The sequence below is a fragment of the Leifsonia sp. SIMBA_070 genome, assembly GCF_046534635.1.
Classification (GTDB): domain Bacteria; phylum Actinomycetota; class Actinomycetes; order Actinomycetales; family Microbacteriaceae; genus Leifsonia.
Map to the genome: position 1 here is coordinate 2,727,318 of NZ_JAWRYK010000001.1, position 14,836 is coordinate 2,742,153.

At 69.8% G+C, this 14,836-nt stretch carries 14 protein-coding genes; 4 read left to right on the top strand and 10 right to left on the bottom strand.

Features of this window, described 5'->3' with window-relative positions; translation table 11 throughout:
• Nucleotides 1-4 precede the first annotated feature (4 nt).
• Nucleotides 5-874, bottom strand: coding sequence for a carbohydrate ABC transporter permease (locus tag SB754_RS12930; RefSeq protein WP_410783323.1), 870 nt, complete (start codon nt 872-874; stop codon nt 5-7).
• A 157-nt stretch (nt 875-1,031) separates the two neighbouring features.
• A complete protein-coding gene (locus SB754_RS12935; RefSeq protein ID WP_410782709.1) occupies nt 1,032-2,333 on the bottom strand; it encodes an ABC transporter substrate-binding protein in 1,302 nt (433 codons plus the stop codon).
• Nucleotides 2,334-2,471: 138 nt separating this feature from the next.
• Between SB754_RS12935 and SB754_RS12940 the strand changes: the two genes are divergently transcribed.
• Nucleotides 2,472-4,547: a beta-galactosidase gene (locus SB754_RS12940; RefSeq protein WP_410782710.1), complete on the top strand. Its 2,076-nt coding sequence runs from the start codon at nt 2,472-2,474 to the stop codon at nt 4,545-4,547.
• Between the two features lie 115 nt (nt 4,548-4,662).
• Nucleotides 4,663-5,094 carry a VOC family protein gene (locus SB754_RS12945; protein WP_410782711.1) on the top strand — a complete coding sequence of 144 codons (432 nt, stop codon included), beginning with the start codon at nt 4,663-4,665 and terminating at the stop codon, nt 5,092-5,094.
• A gap of 65 nt (nt 5,095-5,159) precedes the next feature.
• Here the strand turns inward: SB754_RS12945 and SB754_RS12950 are convergent, their stop codons facing one another.
• The gene (locus SB754_RS12950; RefSeq protein ID WP_410782712.1) at nt 5,160-5,384 is read right to left on the bottom strand and encodes a hypothetical protein; all 225 of its coding nucleotides are present in this window, start codon (nt 5,382-5,384) and stop codon (nt 5,160-5,162) included.
• 367 nt (nt 5,385-5,751) lie between these two features.
• Here SB754_RS12950 and SB754_RS12955 point away from each other — a divergent pair, with 367 nt between their 5' ends.
• Nucleotides 5,752-6,765: an AraC family transcriptional regulator gene (locus SB754_RS12955; protein WP_410782713.1), complete on the top strand. Its 1,014-nt coding sequence runs from the start codon at nt 5,752-5,754 to the stop codon at nt 6,763-6,765.
• A gap of 24 nt (nt 6,766-6,789) precedes the next feature.
• Here the strand turns inward: SB754_RS12955 and SB754_RS12960 are convergent, their stop codons facing one another.
• Nucleotides 6,790-7,350: an ATP-dependent Clp protease proteolytic subunit gene (locus SB754_RS12960; protein ID WP_410782714.1), complete on the bottom strand. Its 561-nt coding sequence runs from the start codon at nt 7,348-7,350 to the stop codon at nt 6,790-6,792.
• A 137-nt stretch (nt 7,351-7,487) separates the two neighbouring features.
• Here SB754_RS12960 and SB754_RS12965 point away from each other — a divergent pair, with 137 nt between their 5' ends.
• The gene (locus SB754_RS12965; RefSeq protein WP_410782715.1) at nt 7,488-9,125 is read left to right on the top strand and encodes an FAD-dependent oxidoreductase; all 1,638 of its coding nucleotides are present in this window, start codon (nt 7,488-7,490) and stop codon (nt 9,123-9,125) included.
• On the opposite strand, the gene SB754_RS12970 is transcribed toward SB754_RS12965, so the two are convergent.
• The 6 genes from SB754_RS12970 to SB754_RS12995 form a co-directional block, all read right to left on the bottom strand.
• Nucleotides 9,107-9,946 (bottom strand): helix-turn-helix domain-containing protein, encoded by an 840-nt coding sequence (locus SB754_RS12970; protein ID WP_410782716.1) that lies wholly within the window; start codon nt 9,944-9,946, stop codon nt 9,107-9,109. The genes SB754_RS12965 and SB754_RS12970 overlap by 19 nt on opposite strands.
• 99 nt (nt 9,947-10,045) lie before the next feature.
• Nucleotides 10,046-10,966 carry an NAD-dependent epimerase/dehydratase family protein gene (locus SB754_RS12975; protein ID WP_410782717.1) on the bottom strand — a complete coding sequence of 307 codons (921 nt, stop codon included), beginning with the start codon at nt 10,964-10,966 and terminating at the stop codon, nt 10,046-10,048.
• Nucleotides 10,963-11,556, bottom strand: a complete 594-nt coding sequence (locus tag SB754_RS12980; protein ID WP_410782718.1) for a dihydrofolate reductase family protein — start codon at nt 11,554-11,556, stop codon at nt 10,963-10,965. Before SB754_RS12980 ends, SB754_RS12975 begins: the two co-directional genes overlap by 4 nt.
• On the bottom strand, nt 11,553-12,848 hold the full coding sequence (locus SB754_RS12985; RefSeq protein WP_410782719.1) for an FAD-binding oxidoreductase: 1,296 nt from the start codon (nt 12,846-12,848) through the stop codon (nt 11,553-11,555). The genes SB754_RS12980 and SB754_RS12985 overlap by 4 nt, the downstream gene beginning before the upstream one ends.
• Before the next feature lie 150 nt (nt 12,849-12,998).
• On the bottom strand, nt 12,999-14,210 hold the full coding sequence (locus SB754_RS12990) for a DUF445 domain-containing protein (protein ID WP_410783324.1): 1,212 nt from the start codon (nt 14,208-14,210) through the stop codon (nt 12,999-13,001).
• Between the two features lie 112 nt (nt 14,211-14,322).
• Nucleotides 14,323-14,790 carry a hypothetical protein gene (locus SB754_RS12995; protein WP_410782720.1) on the bottom strand — a complete coding sequence of 156 codons (468 nt, stop codon included), beginning with the start codon at nt 14,788-14,790 and terminating at the stop codon, nt 14,323-14,325.
• Nucleotides 14,791-14,836: the final 46 nt, after the last annotated feature.

Consider the following 14,836-nt stretch of genomic DNA (forward strand, 5'->3'; position numbering starts at 1 on the left):
CACGTCAGTCCTCCTGACCGAACGCTCTGCGCTGGACGACGCGCAGGAAGATGAACGACAGCACGAAGGTGCCGAGGGCGATCAGGACGCTCGTCGCCGCCGCCGAGTAGATGTCGCCGCGGATGAACGCATCCCGGTACACCTTCATGAGCGGCGTCCAGCTGCTGGAGATGGCATTGGTGAGCGGCTTCAGGGTCGTCGGCTCCGCGAACACCTGGAGCGTCGCGATCACCGAGAACAGTCCCGTCATGATCAGCGACGGCACGATGATCGGGATCTTGATCCGCCAGGCGATCTGCACCTCGCTCGCGCCGTCGATCCTGGCCGCCTCGTAGATGTCTGTGGGGATGGCGCGCAGCGATGTGTAGATGACGATCATGTTGAATCCGACGCCGCCCCACAGAGCGATGTTGGCGACGCCGAAGATGACGAGATCCGGGCTGAGGATGTTCAGCGGCGTCCCGCCCAGGAGCTTGGTGAGGTAGGCGAAGGGGCTCACCGACGGGAGGTAGAGGAATCCCCACAGCAGCGAGCTGATCACTGCGGGCACGGCGTAGGGCAGGAAGATGCTGACGCGGCTGAAGCGCACGGCCCGCGATCGGCGGGAGTCGAGCAGCAGCGCGAACACCAGGGCGAGGCCGAGCATCACGGGGATGAGCACCGCGCCGTACAGCAGCACCCGTAAGACGCTGCCCAGGAACTCCGGGTCGCTGATCGCGTCGACGTAGTTGGAGATCCCGGCGAATTGGAGGCTCTTACTGCCGGAGCCGAGCCCCAGCCCCTTCACCTTCACCGTCTGGAACGACATCACGACGGTGTAGACGATGGGCGCCGCCATGAAGACGACGAACAGCACGATGGCCGGGGCCAGCATGGCGTAGGGGACGCTCACCGAGCGCCGGGCTCGGCGCCGCCGGCGCGGAGCGGCCGGGGCGTCCGTGCGCGTCGCCGCGGGGGCGCGAAGCGTTGTGGTCACGGTTTCCTCCGTACAGGGAGGGCGGGGCGGACCCGGGTCCGCCCCGCCCTGTCGGTTACTTGACGGTGAAGCCGGACTTCTTGAGGTCGGCCGTCGTCGTGGACTGCATCGTCGCGAGCGCCGCCTCGAACTGAGCCGGATCCTTCGCCTCCGCAGCCTTCGCGAACGCGTCGGTGTAGGCGGAGTAGGCGACGTTGACGTTCGGCCCGTAGGTGAACGAGGCCACCTCGGAGGACGCCTTCGCCGCGATGTCGAAGAAGTCGGACTGGTCGGAGAAGAACGCGGGCGGCGCAGTGAGCGCATCCTTCGACGCCTTCACGTCGGCCGGGTAGATGTTCGCCGTGGTGACGAGCGCCTTCACAGCGGTCGGGTCCGTATTCAGCCACGTGATGAACTCCATGGCCTCCTTCGGGTGCTTCGACTGCGCGGTGACCGCCGTCGACGAGCCGCCCCAGTTGCCGTTCGACGGCTTGGAGGCGTCCCAGTTCGGGAGGGGCGCGGCGGCCCACTTGCCCTTGGTGTCGGCGGCGTTGCCCTCGAGCACGCCAGGACCCCAGACGGAGCTCACCCAGCCGACCTGCGTGCCGTTGTTGAGCGCGGTGTTCCAGGCCGGCGTGTACATCGGCTGGTTGTCGATGACGCCCTGCTGGACGAGGCCGCCCCAGTAGTCGGCCACCTTCTTGCTGGCCGCGGAGTCGATCTTGACGCTCCACGCGTCGCCGTCGACACCCCACCAGGAGGCTCCGGCCTGCTGCGTGAGGCCGGCGAACCATCCCGGGTCGCCGGAGGAGAAGGTGCCAAGGAACTTCGTCGCGTCGGCCGAGTGGATGGCCTTGGCGTCCGCGGCGTAGTCGTCCCAAGTGGCCGGAGCCGTCAGGCCCAGCTGGTCGAAGATGTCCTTGCGGTAGTAGAACATCATCGGACCGCTATCCTGCGGGATCGCGTAGACCGAGTCGCCGCCGAGGGTGACGGAGTTCCAGGCGCCGTCGGTGAAGTGGCCCTTCAGGTCGGCGCCCCCCTGATCCTTCAGGTCGGCGAGCGCGTCGGCAGAGACCAGGGTGGGTATCTTCTGGTATTCGGCCTGCATGATGTCGGGCGCGCCGCTTCCCGCTTTGACGGCGGTGAGCAGCTTGGTCACGGCGGCGTCTCCGCCGTCCTGCTTGTTCACCGTGACCTGGATGTCGGGGTGCGCCTTGTTCCAGATGGCGGCGACCTTGTCCATGTTGGGAGCCCAGGCCCAGTAGGTGAGCTTGACCGGTCCGGAGCTGCCCGAATCGGAGGTGGAGCTGCACGCGGCAGTGGTGAGGGCGAGGGCTGCCGCCAGGGCGACGGCACCGACCCGGAGTGATGTGCGCAAGGTGTCTCCTCGTTGAGTGCGACTGTGAGCGGTATCAGTCATACACAGCCGCGTCGCGGTTGTCAATTCGAGTTTCCCAGACTTTCAGCCATCTGCAGGGTGTGCTAGAACTGGGAGCGCACACAGTCAGGAGAGGCAATGTCGCACGACGCACTGTCGGTGCCCACCACATCAGCACCGCCGTACCCCACCGAACCCCGTCCCACCCCCGAACGGCCCGTCTGGCCACGCGGCACCACGGCGCTGCGCTTCGGTGGCGACTACAACCCCGAGCAGTGGACGCGTGAGACCTGGCTCGAGGACATCGAGCTCATGAAGCGCGCCGGGGTGAACCTGGTCAGCGTCGGCATCTTCAACTGGGGCCTCATCGAGCCGCGCGAAGGCGAGTACGACTTCTCGCAGCTGGACGAGATCATGGATCTGCTCGCGGGTGCCGGTATCGATGTGGATCTCGGCACCCCGACCGCCTCCCCGCCCGCCTGGTTCTGGCGCAGCTACCCGGAGTCGCGCCCGGTGACCCGCGACGGCCTCCCCCTCGCATTCGGCTCGCGCGGCATGGCCTCCCCGAGCTCCCCCGACTATCGCAGGGCCGCGGTCCGGGTGACCGAGCAGCTCGCCCGTCGCTACGCATCCCACCCTGCGCTCGCGATGTGGCACGTCCACAACGAGTACGGCGCCCCGGTCAGCGAGTCCTACGACGAGCATTCGGTGCGCGCGTTCCGGTCGTGGCTGCAGCGCCGCTACGGCACGCTCGACGGGCTGAACACCACCTGGGGCACGGCCTTCTGGGGGCAGCGCTACCAGTCCTGGGACGAGATCGACGCCCCGCGGCGGGCCGCGACGGTCACCAATCCCACCCAGCGGCTCGACTTCGCGCGCTTCACCTCCGACGCTCTGCTGGAGTGCTTCGTCGCCGAGCGCGACATCATCCGCCGGCACACCCCCGAGCTTCCCGTCACCACCAACTTCATGGCGACCAACTGCCCCTCCGTGGATCTGTGGCGCTGGGCGCGGGAGGTCGACGTCGTGGCGAACGACCACTACCTGGTGGCCGAGCGGCCCGATAACCACATCCTCCTGTCGATGGATGCCGACCTCACCCGGTCGATCGCCGGAGGCCGCCCCTGGATGCTGATGGAGCACTCCACGTCGGCCGTCAACTGGCAGGGTCGCAACATCGCGAAGCGGCCGGGCGAGCTGAAGCGGAACAGCCTGGCACACCTGGCGCGCGGAGCCGACGCGGTCATGTTCTTCCAGTTCCGCGCGTCCCGCTCTGGCGCCGAGAAGTTCCACTCCGCGATGCTCCCGCACGCCGGGACAGAGACGAAGGTGTGGCGCGCGGTCGAGGAGCTGGGCGCCGATTTGGCCGCACTCTCCCCGCTGCGCGGCAGCACGGTCACGTCACGTGTCGCCATCCTCTGGGACTGGCAGTCGTTCTGGGCGCAGGACCTCGAATGGCGGCCCTCGGTCGACATGCAGCACCGGGAGCGGATCGAGGCGTTCTACACGGAACTGTGGCAGCTCGGTGTGACGACCGACTTCGCGCACCCCGAGTCGGATATCTCCGGGTACGACCTCGTCGTGGCCCCGAGCCTCTACCTCGTGTCGTCCGCGGCCGGCGCGAACCTCGCCCGCTACGTGGAGCAGGGCGGAACGCTCCTGGTCTCCTTCGGCAGCGGGCTCGTCGACGAGAACGAGGCGGTCCATCCCGGAGGCTTCCCCGGCCCCCTGCGCGACCCGCTGGGGCTCTCCATCGAGGAGCTGCTGCCCTTCCGTCTCGGCGAGACGGCGACCCTCGACAACGGGGGGACAGCCGACGTCTGGGCGGATGACATCATCCTCGGCTCGGCCGAGCCGGTCATCCGCTTCACGGACGGCCGCGCCGAAGGCCAGCCGGCGCTCACCCGCAACAGCTTCGGCGCCGGCACGGCGTGGTACCTGTCGACCCGTCCGGACGCGGGAACGCTCCGGCGCATCCTGGAGGGTTCCCTCGCGGAGGCCGGTGTCGCTGTGGAGGCGCCGCCTGCCGGCGTGGAGACCGTGGTGCGCTCCTCCGAGGCCTCCTCCTGGCGCATCCTGCTCAACCACAACGCGTCGGAGGTCGCGGTGGAGGCCCACGGGAGGAACGCCCTCTCCGGCGAGCGCCTCGACGGCGAGGTCACCATCGCGGCAGGCGATGTGCTCATCGTGGAGACGCCGAAGCAGCGCGGCTAGCCCGGGCGACTGCCGGGCTACGGAACGGGTGCGGTGCGGCGCGCAACCGCAATCGTTCCGCAGCGCAGCAGTCGCGGGACGGCGCGGGCCGCCCAGCATCCTCTAACCTTCCGCTATGACCGCCCGCATCGCGAACGTCACCTTCCACGCCGAGAACCCCGTCGCGCTCTCCCGCTTCTGGAGCGCGCTCATGGGCTATCCGGAGTTCACCGGCTGGGAGGACGACGAGATCGCCGCCCTCCGCGAGGCGGGTATGAGCGAGGAGGAGATCGCGGACCGCTCCGAGGCGTGGGACGGCGATCGCGCCCACCAGCGCCTCTACTTCAGCCGCTACCGTCACGGCAAGCGGCAGCGCAACCGCGTCCATCTCGACATCACGCCGTTCGGGGACCGCCGTGCCACCCGCGACGAACTGGAGGCGGAGCGCGACCGCCTGGTGGCGCTCGGCGCGACCGAGGAGAAGACCCTCAGCGGCTTCTGGGGCCCGTACGAGGAGTTCGTGATCATGATGCGCGACCCGGAGGGCAACGAGTTCTGCCTGCAATGACCGGGACACCCTTGCAGGAGCCGCACTCGGAGGGCATTCGACCGACTTCAGGATGACGGGCCGCGCTAGCGGAGGATGGCCGCGGCGACCATCCCGGCGGACGCGGTTCCGAGGACGGCCACCAAGGTCAACGAGACCCGGTGCGCTGCGGCCCACGGCGGGAGACGCCGGACGCGAGCGAGCCGGTGCGGCCGGCGGCGGGACGTCCGGCGTGGCTCTTCCGGCGCCGCGTCATCCCGGTCGAGGAGGGTGTTCGGGACGAACTCGACGAGTCCACATTGCTTGCACATGCAGACGTAACGATGCACAGCCAGTCCGACGCCGTAATAGGGGTTGGGGAAGACCCGAGCGCGGGTGCCGCAGTGCGAGCACCACCTCGGTCGTGCCGGCGGGTACGGCTCGGTCATCGAGCATGACCGTCGTCGTGTCGGCGCGGGTCGTTCGTCTTCACTGTTGCTGCCTTCGTCCATCGGGGAGGACACGGTGGCCCTCCCCACCCGAAGGAGAGGGCCACCGTGCGTCGTCGGGCCGGGGGAGCCTCGACGGATCGACGCTATGCGCACGTCGCGCGGCACGATATCCGGGCAGCGCGGAGGAGCATCCGATCTGCGCACATGGCGAGTTCGCGTGGCCGAACGCGACACGTAGACTCCCGGCATGCAACCCACGGCAGACGAGATGTTCGCGGCCCGCCGTGTCGCATCCTGCCGCGGCGTAGAGCAGGTCAGGGAGGTGCTCAGCGACGTGTTCCTGCCCGTCGACTTCCCGTCGGCGAACGGCTCCACGCCGATGGTCATGCGCCTCAACGCCCTGCGAGTTGGGCATGTCACGTGCGGGTACATGCGGTTCCGCGATGCAGTGCGCATCCAGACCTCGGAAGCGGAGAACTACCACGTCGACATCCCGACGGCGGGACGGGCGAAGATGCGCGCAGGGCTCGGGCGGCCGATCTACGGAACGCAGCAGGCCGCAGGCGTCTTCATGCCCGGACGCCCCGTCCAGCTCGACTGCGGGGACGACTTCGCGCAGCTGTCCCTGATGTTCCCCCGGGCGGCGCTCCAGCTGGAGCTGGCGAACCTTCTGGGCGAAGAGCTCCCGCGTCCCCTCGAGTTCAACGCCGAACTCGACGTGGCGACGCCCGGAGCGGGCATGATGCTCCACACTCTGCGGCTCATTGACGACGCCTCCCGACTGGACGACGGACCGCTCGCGAGCCCCCTGGTGTCGCAGCGCCTGGAGCAGGTGCTGATGCACAGCCTCCTGTTCGCGCAGCAGCACAACTACTCGGGCGCCCTGACCGGGCCTGCGCCTGCCAGCGGCACGCGGCCCGTCTCACGCGCTGTGGAGCTCCTCCGCAGCGACCCTGCGCATCCGTGGACGGTGGGCGAGCTGGCGTCGGAGGTCGCCGTGAGCGTGCGCAGCCTCCAGGACGGGTTCCGGAAGTCGCTCGGCACCACCCCCATGGCGTTCCTCCGGCGCGTCCGGCTCGACCGCGTGCACCAAGAGCTGTCCCACGCGGAGCCCGGCGCCGTCCGCGTCACCGAGGTGGCCGCCCGCTGGGGCTTCCTCCACCTCGGCAGGTTCGCCGCCGCCTACCAGGACCAGTTCGCCGAGCGCCCGTCGGACACCATGCGGTCCCCCCGCACGCCCCGCGCAGGTCGCCCTCGGTGACCACGGCTCACCGGACGGTCCAGTTCAACGGCCGAGCCCTGCTGCCGACTCGACGACCTCGTCCACGAACCCGTACGCGCGCGCTTCGTCGGCGGTGAACCAGCGGTCGCGGTCGCCGTCCTCGATGATCTGCTCGACCGGCTTGCCGGTCTGGTCGCTGGTCAGCTCCGCCATGCGGCGCTTGAAGTGCAGGATCTGCTTGGCCTGCACCTGGATGTCCGCCGACGTTCCGCCGTACCCGCCGTGCGGCTGGTGCATGACGATCGAGGCGTTCGGGAGCGCATAGCGCTTGCCGCGGGCGCCCGACGACAGCAGGAACTGCCCCATGGAGGCGGCGAAGCCGAGCGCGAGCGTGGCGACGTCGGCCTTGACGAAGTTCATGGTGTCGTAGATCGCCATTCCGGCGGTGACGGAGCCGCCCGGCGAGTTGATGTAGAGGAAGATGTCGCGGTCGGAGGCGATCGAGTCGAGCAGGAGCAGTTGCGCGCAGATCTCGTTGGCCGTCTGGTCGGTCACCTCGCTGCCGAGGAACACGATCCGCTCGTCGAGCAGCCGTTGCACTGGAGAGGTCTTATCGGTGTCCATGCCCTTCAGTCTGCGAGCGCCGCCGGGCTGAAGCCCAGGGCTTCTGCCGCTGGCAAATCTGCCGGAGGCAGACAGCCGTACCGCGATGCACGATCCGTTCAAGACCGGGAACTCGAGAGCGCCTAACGTCGGGTGCCGTGAGCACGAGCCCTTCCCCCGACGACCGGACCTTCTTCTCGTCACGCCGCGAGCTGCCGCTCGACGCGGCCTCCTGGCCGGAACTCGGGGTGGAGGTGCGGACCCTCCTGTTCTCCGCCGGCGACGTCGTCCGCCCGGATGAGCACGAGGTGCTGTGGGAAGCCGGAGCCGGCTACGACCTCTACCTCGTGCTGAACGGCGGGATCCACCTCATCGACCGCAGGGACAGCCGGGTGGTGTTCGTGGTCGAGGCCGGCGACTTCGTCGGCGAACTGGGCATGCTGATGGGGCAGCCGGCGTTCCTCGCGGGCTCCGCGATGCCGGGCAGCGTCCTCCTCCGAGTGCGGATCGCGGAGGTGAAGCGGCTGATGGCCGCATCCAGCCTCCTGAGCGACTTTCTGATGGCGGCGTTCGAAGCCCGCCGTCGGTTGCTGGTGCAGCGCGGCGAGGGAGGCCTGGTGCTCGCCGGGGACGAGGGCGACCCGGACCTCCGGAGGATGCGGGCATTCGTCGAACGCAACGACCTGCCGTACCGGATGGTTCCGCGGGCCGACCGGGAGGCGTGGGGTGCTCTGGCCGCCAGCTGCGAGCTCCCGGAGGACGGTTCCGCGGTGGTGACCGGCCGGCAGCGCGTTCTCAGGAACCCGACGACCAGAGAACTGGCGACAGCCTTCGGGCTCGACCTCGCCGCGCCCGCAGAAGGCGCGCCGACCGATCTGCTCGTCGTCGGCGCGGGGCCGGCCGGACTCGCGGCGGCTGTGTACGGCGCCTCCGAGGGGCTGCAGGTGATCCTCGTCGACGAGGTGGCCCCCGGCGGGCAGGCGGGCACGTCGTCCCGGATCGAGAACTACCTCGGCTTCGCACGCGGGATCTCGGGAGGCGAACTGACCCGGGCGGCGACGCTGCAAGCGGTCAAGTTCGGGGCGCGGCTGGTCGCTCCCCGCTCGGTGACGGCACTGCGGCGCGGGGAGAACGGCTTCGTGGCGCGCCTGGACGACGAGACGGAGGTGACCACCCGCAGCGTCGTGGTCGCCACGGGTGTGCAGTACCGCGAGCTGGAGGTGCCGGGCATCCCGGAATTGGAGGGCCGGGGTGTCTACCATGCGGCGACCGAGCTCGAGGTCCGGGAGTGCCTCGGCAGCGATGTCGTGGTGGTGGGCGGAGCCAACTCCGCCGGGCAGGCCGCCCTGTTCCTCGCCCAGTACGCTCGCCGCGTGCACGTCCTGGTGCGCCGCGACAGTCTGACGGAGACGATGTCGAGCTACCTGGCGCAGCGGCTGGTGGGCCACGACCGCATCCACGTGCACACCGGGTCGCGCCTTCGGACGGTGGAGGGCGATGACCACCTGCGCGCAGTGGTCTGGTTCGACGAGAACGTCGGCAGCGATGTGCGCGTCGAGGCGCGCGGGCTGTTCGTCATGATCGGCGCCGTCCCGCGCACGGGGTGGCTTCGTGAGGCCGGCGTCGAACTCGACGACCGCGGTTTCGTCCGGACGGATGCCGCATACGCCACCACGGTGCCCGGGGTCTTCGCCGTCGGTGACAGTCGTTCCGGTTCGGTGAAACGCGTCGCGTCGGCGGTGGGCGAAGGATCGGTCGCGGTGGCGGCGGTGCACACCTACCTTGCCGGCGCCTGATCGCCAGCCGGACGCGTGGCGAGGAAAGGCAGGTACGACGCGGAGTGATCGTGGCCGCAGGCGCACCGTTCGACATCCCCATGGAGCAGGCGGCTGGGGGTGAGCCCGGTCAAGCGGAGGCACTCTCGGTTCAGGTGCGCCTGATCCGCGTATCCGGCGTCGACGGCGATGCTCGCGATCCCGTCGGCGCCGCGTCTGCCGGTCGCTGTGGCGCCGGCTTGAGCGAGGGCGAGGAACGCTTGGAAGCGCAGCGTTCGCTGGAGCACTTTCGGGCTGAGCCCGGCCGCATGGAGAGAACGTCTCCGCAGCTGGCTTTCCGACAGGGAGACGTGCGCAGCGACCGCGCTGACCTCCATGGGGCGCCAGGGCATGAGCGCAGCGACCGCCTCCCGGACGAGCCTGTCAACGTTGTGCGCGGAACGGAACTCGCGCAGAAGAATCGCCTCCAGGGCGGCGACCGCGCGCTCCACCCCGTCCGCCTCGGCCATCGCCTCGCCGAGCCGATCCGCCAGGCCACCCCACAGCTCGGCGAGTCCGATGCTCTGGTCGACCAGCTCGTGGAGCATGACGGGCAGCGGTGGCGCCGCCGCGGGCAGGAATCGCACGCCGACGATCGTGGTGCGGGGCGGGATGACTTCCAGCCGCGGGCCGGTCAGTGGGCCGGTGAGGCGCGGGTGGCCGCCGAGGGGGATGTGGATGTCGATACCACCGGTGGGGAGGTGGCGTTGCAGGTAGGGCGCTTCGCCCGTCCGGTGCACCCAGACCGTGCGCACCACGTGCGCCAGCGCCGGCATCGGCGGCCTCTCGATGTACGAATCCACACGTCCTCCCCCTTGACCAGACTGTCACCGCCTCCCGGCCAACGACAAGTGCGGGGCGAAAAGGGACACGGGAGCGTGCTCGAGTTGAGCAGCGGTGATTCAGCGGGGGTTGGCGGCACGCCAGGCGACGTAGTCGACGACAGCGCCGCCGACATCGAATTCCGGAGCGAACCCGGTGGCCGCCGTCAGGCGGGAGATGTCGAGGTACGGGTCATCACTGGAGCCGCCCGATCGGCCGTCCAGCAGATCGACGTGCGCGCCGGGGATGGCGGCGGCCAAGGCATCCGCCAGCTCCCGGTGCGTGTAGCGGTGGCCGCTCGAAACGTTGTAGGCGGTATGGGACAACGTGCCGGCGGTCATCAGGAGTGCGATCGCGCGGCCGGTGTCGGGGGCGTAGCCGAAGTCGCCGCCATCGTCGGCATACAAGGGCGGTACGCCTTCGCCGCGACCCAGGGCTCCGACGTACGGCGGGATGATGTTGAACGGCGATTCCGGATCCATCAGCGGCCCCCAGGTGCTCCCGATCCGCAGGAGGACCGGGTGGACTCCCGTCCCCGCCAGCGTGAACGTCGTGAGCGGCTCGACAGCCTTCTTGAGTGCGACGATCGCGTGCGGGAGGTCGGCGAGCGGCAGATCGAGCTCCTCGCGCCACGGGATCTCCGGTCGGCCGGTGTAGACGCCGATGCTGCTCGCCACCGCGAATCGGCTCACGTGCCAGGCTCGGGCGGCTTCGAGCGCGGTGAGCAGTCCGGAGAGGTCGCGGCGGAAGAAGTCGACGGGGTCCGCCTCGGGGATGCTGCCGGCCAGGTGCACGATGTCGCGGATGTCGTACCGGTCGCCGAGGGCGAGGAACGCCTCCCGGTCGGTGACATCCAGCGTTTCGACCGTGACGCGGCCGGCGAGGAACGACGGCAGCGGAGTAGGACGGTGCGAGGTCACGATGACCTCTTCCCCGCGGTCGGCGAGGGCGGCGGCGGTGTGCGCGCCGATCATGCCCAGTCCACCGGTGACGAGGATCACCGCTGCACCTCGTAGTGGAGGTGCGTGACGTCGGGGGCCGCGACCACGTCCAGGATGCGGAGCCGGATGTGTGCGGGGAACTCGTGGAAGAATCGCCGACCCGCTCCGAGCAGGATCGGCACCTGATGCAGGATCAGCTCGTCCACGAGCCCGGCCTTCAGCGCCTCCGTCACCAGGACGCCGCCCATGAGACCGACGTCCTTGCCCGCCGCAAGCCGCTTGGCCTCCTCGACGGCGTCGACGATGCCGGTGCTGACGATCGTCTGCCGCGCGTTCGCCGGAGGGAACGGGGTGCGGCTGAGTACGACGAGCGGCGCGGTGGGATGCGGTGCTCCCCCGGCGAAGTCCTCCGAATCGGTGTAGGTGGTGTGGCCGGCCAGTGTTGCGCCGACCCGGGAGGCCAGCGCGTCGAAGATCCGTGCGCTCGGCTCGGTGAGATGGAACCCGTCGAAGACCTGACTGGGCACGTCACCGCTGCCGTACCAGTCGAAGAGAGCGCCACCGTCTCCGAGGCCGCGCCCGTGGCCGGGGTCGCGGCCCGTGATGAAGCCGTCGACGGAGACGGCCAGGCCGCAGATCACAGTGCTCATGCTGGAACCTCTTTCGTATCGCCTTGTGGGGAGCCGGTTGAACTGCCCGTCTGTTCGGGTGGGATCGACTGCGGGAAGTGGAAGAACTCGCTCGGGTCGTACTGGCGCTTGACGGCCGACAGGCGCGCGAGGTTGTCCCCGTGGTAGGCGGTCAGCGGGTCGTCGAGGGCGAGATCGGGGAAGTTCGGGTAGACGCGCCCGGACGCTTCAGAGTGCACGGTCGCCCAGGACCGGTCGACCCACGGGTCCTCGGGCGAGCCGACGTGCTCGAGCAGGTACCGCTCCGTGCGATGGGCGAACGCCGTGTCGCCCGTGGCGACCCGGTCGTACGCACCTCCCATCGCCGTGAACGTGAGCCGGCGCTCGACCGGCGCCCCGTCACTTGCCAGCTCTCCCATCAGTGCGGCCGTCGTCCGGTCGGTCATGGGTCGAGAGAAGAACTCCGACCGGATCCGGATGCCCTGGCCCACGGTGGCGCGGCCCCGGTCGGCGAGTGCTTCCTTGAGGGTGGAGAACGGGACTGCGCCGCTGACCTGAGGCGGCGCTATCCCGGCGGACGCGGCGAACTCCCGCAGGAGCGACTCCGTCTCGGCCGCGGGGAGCGTGGACACGCCGGTGAAGGTCGCCGTGGGCCTGCCGGAGGACGTCCTCTCGACGGTCAGATTCATCGTCAATTCGTCCGGCGCATCTCCTGCCGACCGCTGCCAAGCGGAGAGGACGCGCGCCAGGTCACCGGCGACCGGCCCCGACTCGATCGCTCGGACGACGGGCTCCGGCACGGTGGAGAGCCGAAGAAGGGTGACGACGCCGAACTGTCCGCCTCCCGCTCCGCGCAACGCCCAGAACAGGTCCGGCTCGTGCTGCTCGTCGCACTCGACGGTGCGGCCGTCCGCCAGCACCACCCGAGCCGCGAGCAGCCGGTCGCACGTGAGCCCGTGCGCTCTTCCGAGAAGCCCGATGCCCCCACCGAGCGCGAGCCCCGCCACGCCGACGGTGCTGCCGCACCCGGCCGGTAGGGTGCGGTCTCGATCGTGCAGCGCGGCGTAGAGCCCGCCCAGGAGGACGCCGGCGCCGACCTCGACGGTCTCGTCGTCGACGAAAGCGACCCCATCCAAACCGGAGAGGTCGAGGACGATGTCTCCGCTCGACGACCGACCGGCGAAGCAGTGTCCGCCTCCCCTCGGCGTCACCCGGAGTCCGGCGGCCGACGCGTATCGGATGCTCCTCACCACGTCCTGTTCGGAGCGGCAGCGCACGACGGATCGCGGTCGTGCGTCGCCAAGTGAACCCATGTACTGAGGCTACGAAGCAACCCCCGCACCACTCTTGAACAAAACGAGCATCGCGCCGGGCTGCGGCGAAAGGCCGCAGGATGGCGTGGTTCCACATTCGTGACGAATCGGTGCTCCACGGCGACCAGAGGCCGCATTCGTCACGAATCGCTAGAGCAGCGCCGAGACGCCCACGGCGGCGCTGTAGATCGCGAGGCCGGCCAGCGCGCCGACGACCGTACCGTTGATGCGGATGAACTGGAGGTCGCGGCCGATCTGGGTCTCGATCTTCTCGGTCGTCTCGGACGCGTCCCACGACTGCACGGTCTCGGTGATGACGTGCGCGATGTCGCTCCGGTAGCTCGTCACGAGGTGCAGTGCCGCGCCGGTCAATCGAGTGTTGAGGGAGGCCCGCAGCTCGTCGTCGGCCCGCACCCGGCGGGCGACGTCCGAGACGAACGCCTCCGCACGGCGCCGCAGCTCACCGTCCTCGTCCGACAGTGCGTCGATCGCCGCGGTGCGTGCCGCCGCCCACGCCGAGGCCGCCAGCTCGCGGATCCTCGGGTCGTCGAACGCGCGTCCCTTCGCCGCCTCCAGCCGCTCGATCGTCGGTTCGTCGTGCTGCAGCCGGTCGGCGAACTGCGCGAGGTACTCGTCGAGTGATCGGCGGAGGGGGTGGTCCGGATCTTTGCGGGTCTCCCGGACGAACCGGCGCACCTCGGCGTGGAGGCGCTCGTCCACGACGCGGTCGACGATCGACGGCAGCCACGACGGGAGGCGCCGCGACACCATCGGCGCGAACACGTCCGGGTTCGCCGCGAGCCACTCGTCCAGCCTGTCCAGCAGCAGGTCCACCGCCTCGTGATGGCCGCCCGACTCGAGCACCCGGGCACCGAGCCGGCCGAGCGGCGGACCCCACAACGGCGTGACGAGGTGCGTGCGCACGACTCCTTCGATGGCTTCCCGCATCCGGTCCTCGTCGAGCAGCGCCACGAGCCCGGTCATGCCGCGCGACGACTCCGCCACCACTCGGCGGGCGTTCTGCGGCTGCGAGAGCCAATCGGCGGCCGCGCCGGCGAGGTCGATCGTGCCCAGCTTGCCCGCCACCACCTCGTCGGAGAGGAAGTTCGTCTCCACGAACTCGCCCAGGCTCGCCCCGATCTCGTCCTTTCGGGTCGGGATGATCGCCGTGTGCGGGATGCGCAGCCCCAGCGGGTGCCGGAACAAGGCGGTCACCGCGAACCAGTCCGCCAGCGCGCCCACCATCGCGCCCTCGGCGGCGGCGCGCACGAACCCGAGCCAGGGGTAGCGGTCCTGCAGCGCGAAGGCCACGGCGAACACCACGGCCGCCGCGACCAGCAGACTCGCGGCGAGCGCCTTCATCCGCCGCAGCGCGAGCCGGCGTTCCGCATCGGTCGGGAGAACAGTCACGCCGAGAACAGTACGCGTGCCGTTCACGGCGTGGCGTCCGGGAAAATGCGCGCGAGGGCCGGAGTCAGCTGGGAGTGCCGACGCCGCGGAGCACGCACAGCGTCTTCGGGGCGCCGACGAAGTCGCCCTTCGCCGTCCACTTCTCAGTGCCGCCCGGCTTGACGGAAACGGTGGTCTGCGCGGTTCCGATGACGGTGGCGCTCTCGGTGGTGAAGAAGACCGTGATCACGCTGGTGCTCGCCTTCTTCCCGTGGTTGACGGCTGTGCCGGTGGCCTGCCAGCCCCCCTGAGCCTCACTGCAGCCCTGAAGTCGGACGTTCGCCCGCGCTTCCGTGCTGTCGGGGATGTCGGTCGGGATGCTCGTCGGCTGCGAGACCCCGGCCGGCAGGCCTGGAACGGACGCTGTGTGCGTCGTCTTCGTCGCCGCGCCGGGCGATTCCGTGCACCCGGCGAGACCCGCTCCGGCGGCGAGGAAGGCCAGGATCGCGCCCGTCGCCGCGAACCGTCGGAAGCGGGTGGTGCCGTCATTCATGTGGTGCAGTCCTTCTTTCGAACGCTCGCGAGTGGTTGTCGGGCCC